This is a genomic window from Paenibacillus sp. FSL E2-0177, assembly GCF_037992975.1.
GTDB classification, from domain to species: domain Bacteria; phylum Bacillota; class Bacilli; order Paenibacillales; family Paenibacillaceae; genus Paenibacillus_AQ; species Paenibacillus_AQ odorifer.
Genome location: NZ_CP150307.1, coordinates 4,622,002 through 4,638,640 on the forward strand (window position 1 = coordinate 4,622,002; position 16,639 = coordinate 4,638,640).

At 43.7% G+C, this 16,639-nt stretch carries 13 protein-coding genes; 5 read left to right on the forward strand and 8 right to left on the reverse strand.

Features of this window, described 5'->3' with window-relative positions; all coding sequences use genetic code 11:
• The first annotated feature begins 200 nt into the window (after positions 1–200).
• Positions 201–470, forward strand: a complete 270-nt coding sequence (locus tag MHI25_RS20650) for an ACT domain-containing protein (RefSeq protein WP_036685776.1) — start codon at positions 201–203, stop codon at positions 468–470.
• Between the two features lie 17 nt (positions 471–487).
• A complete protein-coding gene (locus MHI25_RS20655; protein WP_248548616.1) occupies positions 488–1,843 on the forward strand; it encodes a PFL family protein in 1,356 nt (451 codons plus the stop codon).
• Positions 1,844–1,932: 89 nt separating this feature from the next.
• Here the strand turns inward: MHI25_RS20655 and MHI25_RS20660 are convergent, their stop codons facing one another.
• The gene (locus MHI25_RS20660; RefSeq protein WP_248548519.1) at positions 1,933–2,343 is read right to left on the reverse strand and encodes a hypothetical protein; all 411 of its coding nucleotides are present in this window, start codon (positions 2,341–2,343) and stop codon (positions 1,933–1,935) included.
• Between the two features lie 207 nt (positions 2,344–2,550).
• Here MHI25_RS20660 and MHI25_RS20665 point away from each other — a divergent pair, with 207 nt between their 5' ends.
• A complete protein-coding gene (locus MHI25_RS20665; protein ID WP_076309286.1) occupies positions 2,551–3,588 on the forward strand; it encodes a glycosyltransferase in 1,038 nt (345 codons plus the stop codon).
• Between the two features lie 13 nt (positions 3,589–3,601).
• Complete coding sequence (locus tag MHI25_RS20670) at positions 3,602–4,669, forward strand: glycoside hydrolase family 99-like domain-containing protein (protein ID WP_076130767.1); 1,068 nt, start codon at positions 3,602–3,604, stop codon at positions 4,667–4,669.
• Between the two features lie 33 nt (positions 4,670–4,702).
• On the opposite strand, the gene MHI25_RS20675 is transcribed toward MHI25_RS20670, so the two are convergent.
• Positions 4,703–6,163: an MFS transporter gene (locus tag MHI25_RS20675; protein ID WP_340394143.1), complete on the reverse strand. Its 1,461-nt coding sequence runs from the start codon at positions 6,161–6,163 to the stop codon at positions 4,703–4,705.
• A 164-nt stretch (positions 6,164–6,327) separates the two neighbouring features.
• Between MHI25_RS20675 and MHI25_RS20680 the strand changes: the two genes are divergently transcribed.
• Positions 6,328–6,747, forward strand: coding sequence for a MarR family winged helix-turn-helix transcriptional regulator (locus tag MHI25_RS20680; protein WP_076309285.1), 420 nt, complete (start codon positions 6,328–6,330; stop codon positions 6,745–6,747).
• Positions 6,748–6,800: 53 nt separating this feature from the next.
• Here the strand turns inward: MHI25_RS20680 and MHI25_RS20685 are convergent, their stop codons facing one another.
• The 6 genes from MHI25_RS20685 to MHI25_RS20710 all read right to left on the reverse strand — a co-directional run bounded on the left by MHI25_RS20685 (position 6,801) and on the right by MHI25_RS20710 (position 15,544).
• Positions 6,801–8,468 (reverse strand): extracellular solute-binding protein, encoded by a 1,668-nt coding sequence (locus MHI25_RS20685; RefSeq protein WP_339187776.1) that lies wholly within the window; start codon positions 8,466–8,468, stop codon positions 6,801–6,803.
• The gene (locus MHI25_RS20690) at positions 8,465–9,871 is read right to left on the reverse strand and encodes a response regulator (protein WP_339281191.1); all 1,407 of its coding nucleotides are present in this window, start codon (positions 9,869–9,871) and stop codon (positions 8,465–8,467) included. The genes MHI25_RS20685 and MHI25_RS20690 overlap by 4 nt, the downstream gene beginning before the upstream one ends.
• The gene (locus MHI25_RS20695) at positions 9,864–11,609 is read right to left on the reverse strand and encodes a sensor histidine kinase (protein ID WP_076130772.1); all 1,746 of its coding nucleotides are present in this window, start codon (positions 11,607–11,609) and stop codon (positions 9,864–9,866) included. The genes MHI25_RS20690 and MHI25_RS20695 overlap by 8 nt, the downstream gene beginning before the upstream one ends.
• A 134-nt stretch (positions 11,610–11,743) precedes the next feature.
• Positions 11,744–13,579, reverse strand: a complete 1,836-nt coding sequence (locus tag MHI25_RS20700) for an extracellular solute-binding protein (protein WP_248548518.1) — start codon at positions 13,577–13,579, stop codon at positions 11,744–11,746.
• 91 nt (positions 13,580–13,670) lie between these two features.
• Positions 13,671–14,567: a carbohydrate ABC transporter permease gene (locus MHI25_RS20705; protein ID WP_036685756.1), complete on the reverse strand. Its 897-nt coding sequence runs from the start codon at positions 14,565–14,567 to the stop codon at positions 13,671–13,673.
• 17 nt (positions 14,568–14,584) lie between these two features.
• On the reverse strand, positions 14,585–15,544 hold the full coding sequence (locus tag MHI25_RS20710; RefSeq protein WP_076130774.1) for an ABC transporter permease subunit: 960 nt from the start codon (positions 15,542–15,544) through the stop codon (positions 14,585–14,587).
• Positions 15,545–16,639: the final 1,095 nt, after the last annotated feature.

Genomic DNA, 16,639 nt, shown 5'->3' on the forward strand with positions numbered 1-16,639 from the left:
ATCATATCAAACTCTCAGTTCATCACATTTTTTATAGGCTGTCAAATGAATTTTCTATAATTTCAGCTGCCAAAACAAATATTTAATCAAACTGACAAAAAACCTTTGGTTGAAGCTTGTTTCATCATTTGCAATAATAGTTGGAATGGTTCATTCCGTATACACGGTGAAATCAACAAATACAAAGGGAGGCTGTATTCATGAAGGGGATTATTACTGTATTAGGAAAAGATAAAGTAGGGATTATCGCTAAAGTATGTACATATCTAGCCGAACACAATTTGAACATTCTGGATATTTCGCAGACGATTGTTCAAGATTATTTTAACATGATGATGATTGTAGACATTTCTAGCTCAACTAAAGCTTTTGAGAATATTGTAGAGGAATTACATTTGCTTGGCGAATCGATTGGCGTGGAAATCAAGCTTCAGCATGAGGATATTTTTAATATTATGCACCGAATCTAGGAGGATGGCTGACCATGATATCACTAGTGGAAGTACAAGAAACGAATAAGATGATTCGTGAAATGAATCTGGATGTGCGTACCATAACGATGGGGATCAGCCTCATGGATTGTGCCCACACGGATATGCGCACCTTTAATCAAAATGTATATGACAAAATCACCAGATCCGCTGAAAAGCTCGTAAAGACGGGTGAAGATCTGGAAAGACAATTTGGGGTTCCTATCGTTAACAAACGGATTTCTGTCACACCCATCGCTATTGCCGCTGGTGCGGTGAAGACAGATACCTATGTACCTGTTGCTGAAATCCTGGACAAGGCTGCAAAAGAGGTAGGCGTTAACTTTATCGGCGGCTTCTCTGCACTTGTACAAAAAGGCTGCACCAAAGGCGATCGTATTCTGATCGACAGTATTCCAGAAGCATTGGCAGTCACTGAAAGAGTCTGCTCCTCGGTCAATGTCGGTTCCTCCAGAAGTGGAATCAACATGGATGCTGTGAAATTAATGGGCGACATCATTATCCAAACTGCGGAACGCACCAAGGATCGGGATTCCATCGGCTGCGCCAAGCTGGTAGTTTTCTGTAATGCAGTTGAGGACAACCCTTTTATGGCCGGAGCATTTCACGGGGTTGGTGAACGGGAATGTGTCATCAACGTTGGCGTCAGCGGTCCTGGTGTAATCAAACGTGCGCTTGAAGAGGTTAGAGGGCAGGATTTTGAAACCTTATGTGAAACCATTAAACGGACAGCCTTCAAAGTCACACGTGTCGGTCAGCTAGTTGCTCAAGAGGCTTCCAAACGGATGAATGTTCCTTTTGGGATTATCGATCTATCCTTAGCTCCTACTCCAGAAATCGGAGATTCCATTGCCGAAATCTTTCAAGTCATGGGTCTGGAGGAAGCTGGCGCTCCGGGAACAACCGCTGCTCTGGCGATCCTAAATGACAATGTTAAAAAAGGTGGCGTAATGGCCTCCTCCTATGTAGGTGGACTTAGTGGAGCCTTTATTCCAGTCAGTGAAGATCACGGCATGATTCAAGCGGTTCAGCGGGGTGCCCTTACACTAGAGAAGCTGGAAGCTATGACCTGTGTGTGTTCCGTGGGACTGGATATGATCGCTATCCCCGGAAGCACCACCAAGGAGACCATTTCCGGCATCATCGCGGATGAAGCTGCAATCGGCATGGTGAATAACAAAACCACTGCGGTTCGCGTGATTCCAGTAATCGGCAAGGACGTTGGTGAAATGGTCGAATTTGGCGGCCTGCTCGGATATGCACCAGTTATGGCAGTGAATGGCTTCAACTGCGCGAACTTCGTTAATCGTGGCGGACGAATCCCTGCTCCAATTCATAGCTTTAAGAATTAACAGAAACCTCAAACAGCAAGTCCCTATTTATACATAGGAGACTTGCTGTTTTTTTATATTCTAAAGCTGAGAATATTAGTTTATCTTGATTAAGCCCGTTGAATGCCGATATTAGGCGTTCCGCCAGTCAAATCGATAAATAATACATAATCATTTCCATCTGTGCCCTTCAGCACGAGACCCGTCTGGCCTACAGCACCTACAGAAAAGTATCGAACCTGTTGCAGGCTGGTAGGAGCGCCTGGTGGCAATGTTGCTTGGTTCGTAGCGATCAACCGGGTTGCAGCTCTGATGGTGCCTGCCCCGCTAATTTCACCGGTTACCCCCAGATGACCGAGTATGGATTCACTGCCGTTCACATTTAGGCTTCCCATTATAGTCTGACTACCATTCAAATGCAGATTCGAATCGATAGTCTCATTTCCATTAACGTGCAGATCATTTTGAATGGTCTGACTTCCTGTAACTAGAACGCTATCGAAGGTTGGCAAGGCGATCATCCCTTTCAGGTTTTATAGTATATCTTATGTTAAACAAGCCAGCCCTGTCATAGATAGATATACAGCTTTCACTAAATCCGCTTTTTATCTTCGAGACTCTGATTAATGGTCTTATACCTAAAGTCAAAATAACCCCCTACACATATAATGATTAGCAAGACTCGGTGCTAGAGCGGACGACTGGCTCCACAGAACACAGGAGGAATTATGAAGAAGACAGCTAATAGGCTCACTCCTGAAAGGCCTTCAAGTCACGAAGTCACCATCAGCCAAGTTAATCCATCGCAACACCATAACCTCATCCTAGAGATGAACTCTTATAGAGCAGAGCCTTTGCAACGGGAACTCAAACAATTAAGAATATTGCTGCTGGTTCCTACAGAGGCAAGCGGTAAAATGCCTAATGTACGACTTTTTAAAGATCAACTAAGGCATCTGGTCAAAGAAGTACTTGCTATTAAATTCCAGCATAATCTGGAGGAATATTTAGCCCATTTTCAACCTGATCTAATATTAGCTCTAGGATCGGAGACCCTATTTCCGGAGGAGAACCTCCCTGCTCTGAAAGCTTCCAATGTTCCCAAAGCGGTATGGATGGCAGATGCCGCTTGTCTTACTCCAACAGAACGTAATCTGGCATTGTTATTCGATTATATTTTCACACAGAACATAGCTAATCTGATCTATTACCAGGGTTTATGGGGCAAACACTCCAGCTATCTCCCATATGCTGCGGATACGGATCTCTATTATCCAAGACGTGTGGAGGACTGTTATCAGAGTGATGTACTCATTCTGGGCGATTTTCAAATCGATAGTGTGCTTTACACGTTGGCGTATTCAGACCTACTTCAAGGCCTTAAGGTAAGGATTGACGGGCGTGGTTGGGAACCCCCCAGAAATTTCATTGATATCACCCATAGTAAAGATATGTCCAGCTATTATAATGGAGCAAAAATCGTCATCAATTGCACTGGTTCTGTGCAGCAGATTATGGAGGTCACCGCTTGCGGTGTATTTCAGTTAGTGGAGGATCATCCCCATCTTCATAATTACCGAATTGCAGAAGAAGATCTCATTCGTTTCCAGAACTTCAAAGAGCTCTCCGATAGCTTTAAGCACTATTTTTCACATAGTGAAGAAAGAAGAATTTCTGCCTCTCGTGCCCTAAAGGAACTTAAATATAACCATTCTTATATCCAGCAAGGAAAGTTACTGCTGAGAAAAATATTCAAGGAACCATAGGGGGTGACCTGACTTGAAATGCATTGCTTTTGTATTGCCTCAGTTTCATCAGATCTCAGAGAACGATTCCTGGTGGGGTGAGGGTTTTACAGAATGGACGAATGTCAGGAAGGCTGCAGCCCTTTATCCTGAACATGATCAGCCCAAGAAGCCATTAAATAATAACTACTATGATTTAACGGATCCTAAAGTGAAACAATGGCAGGCAGAGACCGCAAAGGCTCATGGCATTTACGGTTTTTGTTATTATCACTATTGGTTTAATGGCAGGCGACTGCTGGAACAACCGGTTCAGCAGATTCTTGCGAGCAAAGAGCCTGACTTCCCCTTTTGCCTTTCTTGGGCTAACGAACCCTGGACACGTAGCTGGGATGGCACCGAAGAGGATGTCCTGATGCCACAGGAATACGGAGAAGAACGGGATTGGCGAATGCACTTTTATGCTTTACTGGAAGCCTTCAAAGATGATCGTTATATCCGGGTGGAGGATAAGCCTGTCTTTATCATTTATCGGTCTGCTAGTATCCCGCACTGTGAAGAAATGCTTCAATATTGGCGCGAATTGGCTCTGCAGAACGGACTTAAAGGACTTCATCTGGTCCGGACACTGGGCGGTTTCCCCCTAAAGAAAGAGCAAGGATTCGATGCCAGTCTGGAATTTGAGCCGCATTACACATTCGCACATGGCGGGGTTAAGCATTTATGGAGCTCAAAGCAGGTGGAGGATCAGAGGCATATCGTAATTGATTATGATGAGTTATGGGAATCTATGTTGGAGCGGACACCCCATAGAGACGGAGAAATCATATATCCGGGAGCCTTTGTCAACTGGGATAACACACCACGTAAAGGCCCTGCCGGACAAAGCACCTTAGGCGCTAATCCTCAAAAATTCGGCCAATACCTTTCACGACAAATTGAGCGCGCCAAAAAAATGTTCAAAAGTGAATATATTTATATCAACGCCTGGAATGAATGGGCTGAAGGGGCCTACCTAGAACCGGATGTACGTTATCAATATCAATACTTGCAAGCCGTTAAGGAAGCCTTACAGTTTCATCACAAAGAAGATCCTTCTTAGCCGTAGCGCCAGAAGGATCTTTTTCATGGTATGTTATCTTTCCGATGACTGCACTCTGGCGCTTCTTGCACTCACCAATCTCCAGCCAGTTAATAAAGCAGCCACTAGACATATCGATGCCGAGGTTACAAACACTACATGCATGCCCTCGATAAATAACTCTGGCCGACCAGGAACTAGCCCTGTCACCCTATAGCCGGCTTTACTGCTCATCACTTGAAAAAGAATTGTAGTAGCAATTGTTATGCCGACAACCATACCCACATTACGAACTAACGAATTGACACTACCCGCAGAACCAAGCTGTGTTCTTGGTACCTTAGACATGACAAGCGAATTGTTCGGCGATTGAAATAGACCACTTCCTATCCCCAGCATAGCGATCCACACACCTACCAGCACAACAGAGCTTCCTACATGAAGCTGTGCTAATCCGAACTGCGCAATAACCATGACCACCAGCCCTGCAAAAGTCAAAAATTCCGAGCCTATTTTATCCGATAGCGCTCCACTCATTGGAGCCACGACTACCATACATATCGGCAACAGCATTAACAAAAAGCCTGCATAGAATGGCGATAAATTAAGCATGTTCTGTGCATAAAACGGCGCGATAATATTGAAGCAGAAATTCGCTGTAAATACGAGAAAACCACATAAGATACTTAAAGAAAACAACGGATTCTTAAATAATGACAGCTGCAACAGCGGTTCTTTTCTGCGAAGCTCCATCCATATGAAAGCAACGAAGCTGACTACAGCAACAATTATTGATGCAACAATTAAGCTGTTACCATATCCAAGCTGTTGACCTAGTAATAATCCTGCGAACAAAGTAATGATAAAGACAGCGAACAGTAAACTGCCCGGCACATCAATCGAAGATTTCACTCTCGTTAAATCCTTAGGCAATACCTTCCATCCAAAAAATATAGCGATCAGGCCAATAGGGACGTTTACCCAAAAGATATACTCCCAGCCTAAGGTGGAAACCATAATCCCGCCTAGACTTGGACCGGCTATACTTCCCAGAGACACGAATGTACCAATGAAACCAAGGGCTTTACCACGCTCCGTGGCAGGAAAGATATCCGTAACAATTCCCTGACTGTTCGCCATGGTCATCGAAGCACCTAAGGCTTGAATTACGCGCGAAGCAATTAAGGCTGGTAAGCTTACACTAAGCCCACACAGCATAGATCCAATAACAAATACAATCGTGCCAATCTTAAAAATTCGAATCTTTCCTACGATATCTCCAAGCTTGCCGAAGAAAAGGATCGCCGCACAGATTGCCATTAAATATCCTGTTGTTACCCATTCGATTTGCGCCATGGGCAGCTTCAGTTGTTTGGATAGCTCAGGCAGAGCAATATTGACAATACTACCATCAAGGGTGGACATAAACGTAAAAATATTCAGAACAATTAAGATCATCCAGCGCTTCTTCTGAATTTCTTTATCCTCCTGATAGGTTGCACTTACAGAACTCATAACTAACACCTCATTAAATATTAATAATCACTGTTTAGTTGCGCACGCAACCAAACTCGCCATACCCAGTGTACAACAATTTAGTTGCGTGCGCAACGACTTTATTGTACACTTTATTTCAAAGCAACAAATGAGCGAACATATAACCCAAAGAGGTGTCTATATTGGCAAGAGAGCCTATCGGGAAGCTAATTTCCCATCTTCACCGTCAAAATCAAAAGAAACTGGTTAAGCAATTTGTCCCCTATGGAATCGGTAGTGGTGGACAGCATAGCTTTCTTAAATTGATTCTTTCTCGACCAGGCATTACTCAGGATCAGTTAACTGCCGAATTGAAGTTCGATAAAGCAACTACAGCACGTTCTGTGAAGCAATTAGAGAATTCGGGGTATATCGAGCGCAAAGACGATCCTAATGATCGACGCTCTCACCTTCTATATCCTACCCCGAAAGCCATCAATTTCTTCCCAGTTTTACAGTCCATCTTAGATGAATTTAATAAAAGCCTTGTGGGCCATTTAACCGATGAAGAAGTAGAGCAACTACATTTCCTGCTGCAAAAAATCAGCAAAAACGAAGAATAGAACACAAGAAAAAGGATGTCCCACAGCCATTAGGCTGTTGAGGCATCCCACGTTTACTTTTGCTTTACAAGCTCAGTAACTTCTTCCGTAATCTCTTCTCCGCCCATACTCTTCCATTTAGCTACAAACGCATCAAAATCACTAAGCGGTGAATCACCCACAATGATATTTAAGAACGTCTCATTCTCCAGATTCTGCAGTTCCGGCCATTTAGTCTTCATAAGTCGGGTGTTCCCATAAAAGACCCCACGCACTCCCTCTATAGCAGTTGAGGTTAACACAGCTACTCCATATTTATACGCATTCGCTGCTTTCCAGCCTTCTAGATCTTTTTTGGGCTGCTCTGTTTCCGCTACCCATTGATCATAAATGAGCCGGGTATCAGAATTTAATGTATCCGGGTCTATCTTTCCGTGCAAAGCCTGCTGGATATCAGCATAATGTTTCTCAATCGCATCCCTATAATCTATCAGAAGATCGAACGGATAATATGCACGCAGCTGAATGCCTGTCTGCGCAGAGAAATCACCCAGCTTTTTTACCTCCTCTTGATTAGGATCCTGTCTTCTTTCGAGTCTTGTAAACACGTTTAATTGCTTGATTACAGCCTCAGGATGTTCAAACCCTTTACGCACAACAAGATATCGATCTGTTACCGGCGCTAAATGAGCGACAAACTTACCGGAATCGTCAACTGGAGCTGCATATGCTCTCCATTCTGCCTTCGTATCCAAAGCCACTGCCTCTGATAAAGGATAATAAGGCATCCACCAAGGACCAAAAAACATCCCGGATTTACCTGTAATAATAGGCTCCTGAGTTTCCTTATATAGTGCAAAGTCCGGATCCAGCAACCCGCGTTTATACCAATCAGCAAGTTTAGCAAGCGCTTGTTTGGTCTCTGGTGTAATGGAGCCATACACGATATTGCCGTTGTTATCCTTAATCCAATTCGTGGGGAAAGCGTGAAATGCACTAAACACAGCATCCAGACCATTAACTAATGGTTTAGTTCCATATACAATATTTTTGTAGCCGCTTAGACCGACGGTGTCTCTTTTTCCATTTCCATCAGGGTCTTTTTCAATAAAAGCTTTGGCAATTTTCTCGATGTCTTCAAAAGTTTGAGGAGGCCGCAGCTCCAGCTTCTCCAGCCAATCCTGACGTACCCAGAGCAGCACGGGAGAGTCAGCATCAATAGCTACATTCGGTAATCCATATAGTTTACCATCGCGGGAAGCGTCCTCTAATGCCTCCCCCTTTGTAGAATTGTACATATCCTTGATAAGTTCAGATCCATATATTTTATAAGTCTCTGTCAAATCTTCAATCATATCATTATCAATTAATTTCTTCAGTTGATCACGATCCACAACCATGGCATCAGGCAAATCGTTGCTATCAATGGCAAGCTGTACCTTTTGCGTAAAAGCATCCTCACCCTTCGCTTCCCAGGAGTGAACCACTTTGATATTCGTAATGCTCTCTAAATAACGGGTGATTGGATTGTTATCGTTGCTGTCACCTGTATTAAGCCGCGAGTCGGGAACCTTAAACCCTACTCGGATCACAATCGGATCCTCATATTTGCTATAAGCGATAGAAGTAGCCTCATCCCCTGCCTGAGGGCTTGCAACCGAATCTACAATACCAATATTGTCACGACATGATGTCATTCCAATGACCAGACACACTAGGAGGATAGATTTCCAAAATTTCATATTTGGTTTTTCCCCTCCGCACGGAATTCACTTGGTAATTTACCAATACGTTCTCTGAATAATCTGCTGAAATAACGATCATCCTCAAAACCGGACCGCGAAGCAATCTCACAGACGGGAAGAGTAGTCTCCAGCAGCAGTGATTTGGCAAGCTCCAGCCGCATTCCCCGTAAACATTCACCAAATGTCTCTCCGGCAAAACGAGCGAAACATTGGCTGAAATAACCACGGCTCATATTAATGACGGCTGCTACGTCGCTCTGATTGATTTTGTCACCTGCATGGCTCTGCATATAACGAACTGCGCGAATAAGACAAGACATAACCTCTTTAGTTAATCCAAGCTCCAGCATTCTTCGTCCCACATGATCAGAAAATCGCCGCAGCCAGTTCTTCCAATAGCACCAGTTCAGATTATGGGAGATGTCCCTTTCCAGTTGAGCAGCATCTTCAGGCTTTAATAGTAAAGAGCTCCAGCTTTGTATTAGAGAGTGTGCAAACGCCAGAAACTGATCAGAACGGGGTTTCTGCTGAAGTATGTTTGCTACAAATTTCTCCCACTCATTTCCATCAATTGTCCACTTCAAATTCTGTGCTTGCTCCAGCAGATTATCCGACTCTTGTTTTGAGTAGGGAGCCGCTGGTTCCTTCTTTATGTCTTCATATTTCAATGAGGTCAAATCCTCAGGTTCAGGATGATAAAATAGAATACGGTGTAATTTCGCAGTGAGCTGTTCCTCCAGTTCCTGCAAGGGTTGATCTCTCAATCCACTGATCAGCGCGGTCTGCCATCGTCCGGATAGCTGGATCTTAAGCTCACGTTTGCTCTCATCTATTGAGAAACGATGTAATAAGGGCGACATCCACATCTCATGAAAAGTAATGAGCGGATTATTTTTCACGCTGGACAGCTGAAATAATTCTTCTTCATTGCACTGATGATATAGGGGCAAATACAGCAGAGCCTTATCAGCAGCCATACGTTTACTTTCCCCACGAACCAGCGCATCCCGTGTATTGTCCTCCCATTTAATACGATCGACAAGACGTCTGATGGTTTCATCCGCATTTTCCATCTCAAGCAGTGTTTTTACAATATAGTCAACGGCTCCTAAACGCATAGCCTCCTGAACATAGTCAAATTCATGATGACAAGTAAGGACAACACAGCGAATGCCTGCGAACCGTTGTCTAACCATTTTAATGAGCTCGAAGCCTGAAATGCCTGGCATGGTCAAATCCACAAATAATAAATCTACTTCCTGCTGTTGAAGCAGCTCCAAAGCAGATTTACCATCACCTGCCTCTCCAACTATAACAATCCCTAAGGATGACCAGTCGATCAGGGATATGAAGCCTTTTCGCACGAGTCTCTCGTCATCGACAACTACAGCCTTAATCATCGAAGTCCTCCTTACCTTTCCTCGGAATCACAATGGATACAACCGTACCTTCTCCTGGCTTACTGAACATCTCTAGCTTCATTTGTTCTCCATAATAGGTTCTAAGCATCCGGTTTACATATGAAAAACCAATTCCAAGTCCCCTTTTTTTCGCTCCATCATCAGACAACAGCTGATCTAATGTATCTGCATCCATCCCAGCGCCATTGTCTCTCACACATAGCTGAACCTCTCCTTCACCATGTTTCGTTATCTCAACATCTACCTTGCCATTATCGCTTAATCCATGATAAATCGAGTTCTCCACCAGAGGCTGAAGCAAAAATCTCGGGACAGCCACAGACAATACATCCTCATCAGCTTCAACGTTAAATTCAAATTCATAATCATAACGAATACGCTGCAGCTCCATATAATTTCGAATCGCTTCAATTTCCTCGCCAATGGTAACAATGATGCTTTGCTTGCCCAGATTATAATGCAGCACCTTTACAAGAAGAGTGACCAGCTTGTCGATCTCCTTCTGGCCGTTTAACCGGGCCATCCACTGTACCGTATTTAAGGTATTATGCAAAAAATGAGGATTGATCTGGCTGAGCAACTTCTCAATCTCAAATTGGCTTTTCTGTTTCTCATTATGGGCAACCGCAACAATCAGCTCATTCACCTGTTTTTTCATCTGCTGAAAGTTGGTAAGCACGAAATCAAATTCTTCCACATTCGTATAGGCTACCGGAGCGGTAACATTTTCCGCCATTCGGTTGATTTCAAGGTTGACCTTACGCAACGGACCATAAATTTTCCTCCAGATGATCCAAGCCAGAAATCCGGCAAAAAGAAGGGTGGAGAAGGCAAGTAAGATCATTTTATAAAACCAAGAATAAATTTCACTGTTGAATTCTGATTTTTTCACAACGGCAATAAGCTTCCAGCCCTGAGGACTCGCGTAACGAAACAGATGATATCCACTTAGCGTTTCATGGGTGAGATTGGAGTTGCTTCCCGCAGCTTTAATAATACTTAGCGGAAGTTTGCCATCGATCACTTTTGTACTATTACCTTGCTGATTGACCAGCAGATGATTTACTTTCATTCCGTAGGACTCCTGATTGAAGATTTTGCGAAACAAACTATAATTCGTCTCCAAATAAATATAAAGCTTATGCTGGCCCGGCACACGGACAATCCGCTGCTCCGAGAATACGAGATTATCACCAACAGCGTACATAGTGGGATGTGGTCCATAATAGTCAGCCCCGTTATATCGCATAAAAGACGGCAATGTACTGATATCAAAATTTCTGCGTGCGCTCATGTTGGTGAACAGAACGGGATCATCGCTGTCCGGCATAATGTAGGCTGTAAGTCCAATATAAGGGTTCGTAAAATTGACTAGATTGATCTTCTGGTTGATGGAATTCATCATTTGCGATTTGCGAAAAATTTGTTTTTCCTGAATAAATGAGGACATCTCCTGCACAATCTGACCGTCCAGAGCAAACTGCTTGGAGGCAAAATCCATATTGTCGATGGCATTCTCCAGGCTTGAGGCTTCCTGTCTCAGACTAGCGCTGATCCCGTTGCCAATTTTACCTGAAAGGATGGAGTAAATAGAGGTGTAGGTTACGAATCCTACTAAGAGAAGCGGAAGTAATGTTCCGATTACTAGATAGATAAATAAGGTATTGCGTAAGGATTTGACAGCTGGAGTATGACTCCGCAGGGGTACTCTTACCATCTGGATTATCCTCTTCTTTCTATTTGAAAGCGTTTTATATTAATGTGAGAATACCACATTTATCCTTAATTGAATAGAATAAGGCAGAACAGCCTCCACGCCGCCCCGCCTTATTTTATAGTTACTAGCCGTGTTTATTTAACGCTTTTACGGGCCTCGAACAATTCCTCAGCCTTTTTAATCGAGAATTCCATAACTTCGGAATACCCAAGACCATTTACCTTATCATGCATTTCTTTATTCAACTTGTCGTATTCCGCTTGATCTTTAGCAAAGACCATTTTCCAGGAAATCTGTTGAATAACCGTGCCGATTTGTTTATTCTTTTGTTCCACTGTTTTATCCATGGTTAATGGTTCTTTGCCAGTGAAGCCTTGTGGTGCTACAGCCAATAGATTGTTTTTCTCAAAATACTCCTTAGGAGTCAGAACGCCCATTTTCGCTCTCCAGTCACTATCAAGCTTGGATGGGTTACGCTCTAGGGTTGTTGTCCACAGATTATGATCGAATGGCTCACTATTCTCTGGATTCACCATCGCCGGAACCACAAACGAGAAGTTCATTTGATTGGAGCCATAGTAGTAGTCACCACCGCCGTATTCAGCAGGAACTTGAGTATTCTGTTGATCAGTATAAGCTTTCCAACCAAAATCAGTCACTGCAGGTTTGCCGTTTGCATCAATATCCCAAGTCAGACCTTGAGGTCCGTTTGGTACTGCTGTACCACTTCCTGCAGAAATCATTGCACCTTCCGGTGTGTACATCCAGTTAATGAATTCCATAATTCTAGCAGGCTCCTTAGCTTTTGCGCCGATTGCAATAATACCGTTACCACCGTAAACATTGAAGCCTGTGGAATACATCAATTCATCTTTGAACGGAACCAGCGCAAAACCTTTACCTTCGGCTGTTCTTTCTGGTGTATTGTAGTTAGCAGCTCCAAGCCATGGGAACCAAGAGAACAATAGACGACCATCTTTGTATTTCGCAACAACATCGTCAAATTTTTGCGTCATAGAGTCCGGATCAACCAGCCCCATCTGGTTAGCTTCAAAATACAGTTTGAGCGATTTCATGTACCAGCTATCTTCGGATAAGAAGTCATAATACTTTTCTTCATCTGCCTTAACATACACAGCAGTATCAGGAATTTCGTCATAGCCCATCATGTTTGCGAACTGTTTAGCCAATGTCATTTTATAGTTGCCATCCCAATCAGACCACATCGAGAAAGCATAGGTTTTTTTGCCTTGTTCATTCTTAGGCTCGAGCTCTTGCATTTTTTTCAGCACAGGCAGATAATCTTCAATCTTTGTAATTTCTGGCGCTCCAATTTGTTGGTAAAGATCAAAACGCAGGTCTGGACCCCAAGTCATATCTTTTCCTTCAGAAGGTCCGGATGGATTAGAAGCTACGCTGTTCCCCATACCAAAGACTGATGATCCACCGCCAAAAGCTACCTTAGCTTTTTCAATAGCTTTTGGAAAAGTGCTGGAAATGTCTTTTCCGTATTTGTCCAAAAGACCGTCCTGTGTCCAGTCCAAGAGCAGCTTTCCTTTGATGGCATTTGGATAGTGGTTCTTGTCGTCACCGAAAATGATGATATCTCCAAGATCTCCGGAAGCCATCATTGCAGAGATTTTGGTATCTCCACCAGTTAGGTTTGAAGCTACAATCTCCATTTCGATGTTGAACTTATCCTTGATGATTTTTGCAAACCATCCGGTCTGTGGACCGGCATAGTTAGCGGTTGTTGAGAATACAGTCAGCTTCAGCGGCTTGGAATGATCAAGCGCTCCGTCATCCGGTGCTGCTGTCTCTTCCGCCGGGGCATTCGTGGCAGCCGACGTAGGTTTCTCTGTGCTCGTGTTTTTGCCCGAGTTAGCCGTATTATTCCCTCCGCCACATGCTGCAAGAACGAAGACCAGGATTACGGATAGCATGACAAGCGATGCTCTTCTTAATCTCATTGCTTTATACCCTCCCTTTCATCTCTTCACTTATAGTTCAACTCTGCTTATAACAGAGGAAAACCCAGTTCTAGTCCAGAGCGGCCACCCATCAGCCTTTAACCGCACCGATCATAATTCCTTTGACAAAAAAGCGTTGGAAAAACGGATACACGATCAAAATTGGTAATACAACGATCATCGTTACAGTCATCCGCACTGAGGTTGGAGTCTGCATATTCGCTGCACTAGCGGCCATATCTGGCGAATTACGAATTAAGGCTGCGAGCGAGCTGGATTCGTTCAAATAACGCCATAATAAGAACTGGAGCGTAAAGTATTTCGTATCTGTCATCAGAAACGCCGTATCAATAAAGGCATTCCACTGATTCACCGCTGAGAAAATCGTAATCGTAGCCAAGATAGGTGTTGTAAGAGGAACAATGATACTCCAGAACACCCGGAAGTAACCTGCTCCATCCATTGACGCTGACTCTTCAAGTGAGGGCGGAATAGCCTCGACGAAGGTTTTGACCAAAATGATATTAAAAGGAGTAATAATGGTTGGCAAAATATAAGCCAGGTAATTATTAGTCAGATGCAAGTTATGCATGGTGATATACCATGGGATCAGCCCTGCACTGAAATACATCGTAACTACAACACTGCGGTACCAAATACTCCGGCCCCACATTTCCTTTTTGGTGAACAAGTACCCAAGAAATGCCGAAGATCCAACGGTGAGCAAAGTACCAACAACTGTTCTATAAATAGAGACTGTAGCCGCATGACCTAAACCACTGATTCTTAGAACCTTACTATAGTTATCAAAATGGATCTGCCTTGGATAAAATTTGATATACCCTGCTGCGCTAAGATCATTCGAACTGATCGTATTAATGAACAAATAGTAGAATGGATAAATGCATGACAGGGTGAACAATCCAAAGAGTGTGTAGATAATAATTTGAAAGATTAATTCTCCAGAAGTTAGTTTTTTCTTTCTCAAATGGGATCACCCCTGCCTTAAATAATAGATTCGTCACGCACCATCTTGGATAATGTGTTTGCCGCGAACAGTAGAATTACACTAACGACCGACTTCAGCATACTGACAGCTGTGGCAAACGGAAAGTTGTTAGCGAACGCAATATTGTATACATAAAGATCCAGCACTTCTATGGAATCTTTATTCATCGCATTTTGAAAGGCAAAGTACTGCTCCATCCCGTTATTGACCAGGTTACCTATGGAGAGCAGCAGTAGGACAAAGAAGGTTGGGATAAGACCCGGAATGGTAATATGCCAGATTTTACGGAACCGGCTTGCACCATCCACCTCTACGGCTTCATACAACTCCTGATCAATGCCTGCGATTGCAGCAAGATAGAGAATGGCACCCCAGCCTAACGATTTCCACCAATACCAAATGATCATCGTGACCCAAATATTTGAGCTGGAGGCTAAAAAGTTATAACCCTCATCAACGATTCCAAGCTGCACTAAAATGTGTGTGATGACCCCGTTATCAACGGAAAACAACGAGAAGGCCAATGCATATACCAGAATCCAGCTGATAAAGTTCGGAATCGTGGTTAGCGTCTGCACCATCTTGCGATACCAGCCTGACTTAATTTCGGTCAGGAAAATCGCAAAGATCACTGGAAATATCGAGGTAATTAGTCCAAGTGAACTCATGGCAAGAGTGTTCTTCAGCACGCGCACAACCTCTGCGGTCTGTGTTGGATTGGATACAATCGTCTTGAACCATTTCAACCCGACATATGGCGTGTCAGACAACGGTATTCCGGGAATGAAATCATAAAATGCATAAATCCATCCGCTGATCGGCAGATAATAGAAAATAAAGGTGACAACAAGAAACGGAAAAGCCATGAAGAACAACTTATGTTTGTTCTTCATCTTCCAGCGGGATCGATGAACCGGATCGACGCTGGGAAGTAATTCACCAGAAGGTACCCCCATGTCGGAATCTCCTATACCCAGATTTTGATTACGTTTTCATAGTATCAGAACCTTTACGTATGACGAGATAGATCACAGAACGGCCTCACTGGAGAACCGTCTGATGCTTGTGAACCAAATTCGCATCTATTTCGACCATTTTCTACCTAATCGCTATGGGTCTAGTGATGGAGAGCCTACATGCCTTTGGGCTTATAAAAAGCGGCAGGATGACGGAAATTTCCGTCATCCTGCCGCTGATGGATATGCTTTGTTAAGGGTCGCTATGTCTGCTACATCAACTATAGTGCGCTTTGTCCTCTTCGTCTGCCACATCAACTGTGGTGCGCTTTGTCCTCTTCGTCTGCCACATCAACTGTGGTGCGCTTTGTCCTCTTCGTCCGCTACATCAACTATGGTGCGCTTTGTCCTCTTCGTCCGCTACACCAACTATGGTGCGCTTTGTCCTCTTCGTCCGCTACATCAACTATGGTGCGCTTTGTCCTCTTCGTCCGCTACATCAACTATGGTGCGCTTTGTCCTCTTCGTCCGCTACATCAACTATGGTGCGCTTTGTCCTCTTCATTTGTTATGGTCTTTCACACTTCATAGTTTTGGCATCGGACCCAGATGCACTTATTTCCGGAATTCAGCGCTTTTCCTCGTGCTATCGGACTCAGGTGCAGCTATTCACTCAAATATAGTCCAAATATGAGCAAATTCATGCCGATAAGAGCTATACAGTCCGAAACTACGGCAAAGTAGCTCAAAAATCAGTAATAGTGACTATACGGTCCGCTACACTCCATCCATCATTCTTGGGCACCCTGCTATCACGTATCCATCACATTTGCTCACGCTGTCGGATCCAGATACACTTATTTCGGAGATCCATCGCTTTCCCTCATGCTGTCGGACTCATTCTTGGATCCATCACATTTGATCACGCTATCGGACTCAGGTGCAGCTATTTCCGGAATTCAACACTTTTTCTCGTGCTGTCGGACTCAGGTGCAGCTATTCACACAAATATAGTCCAACTGCGAGCAAATCCGTGGCAATAAGAGCTATACAGTCCGAAACTACGGCAAAGTAGCTCAAAAATCAGCAATAGTG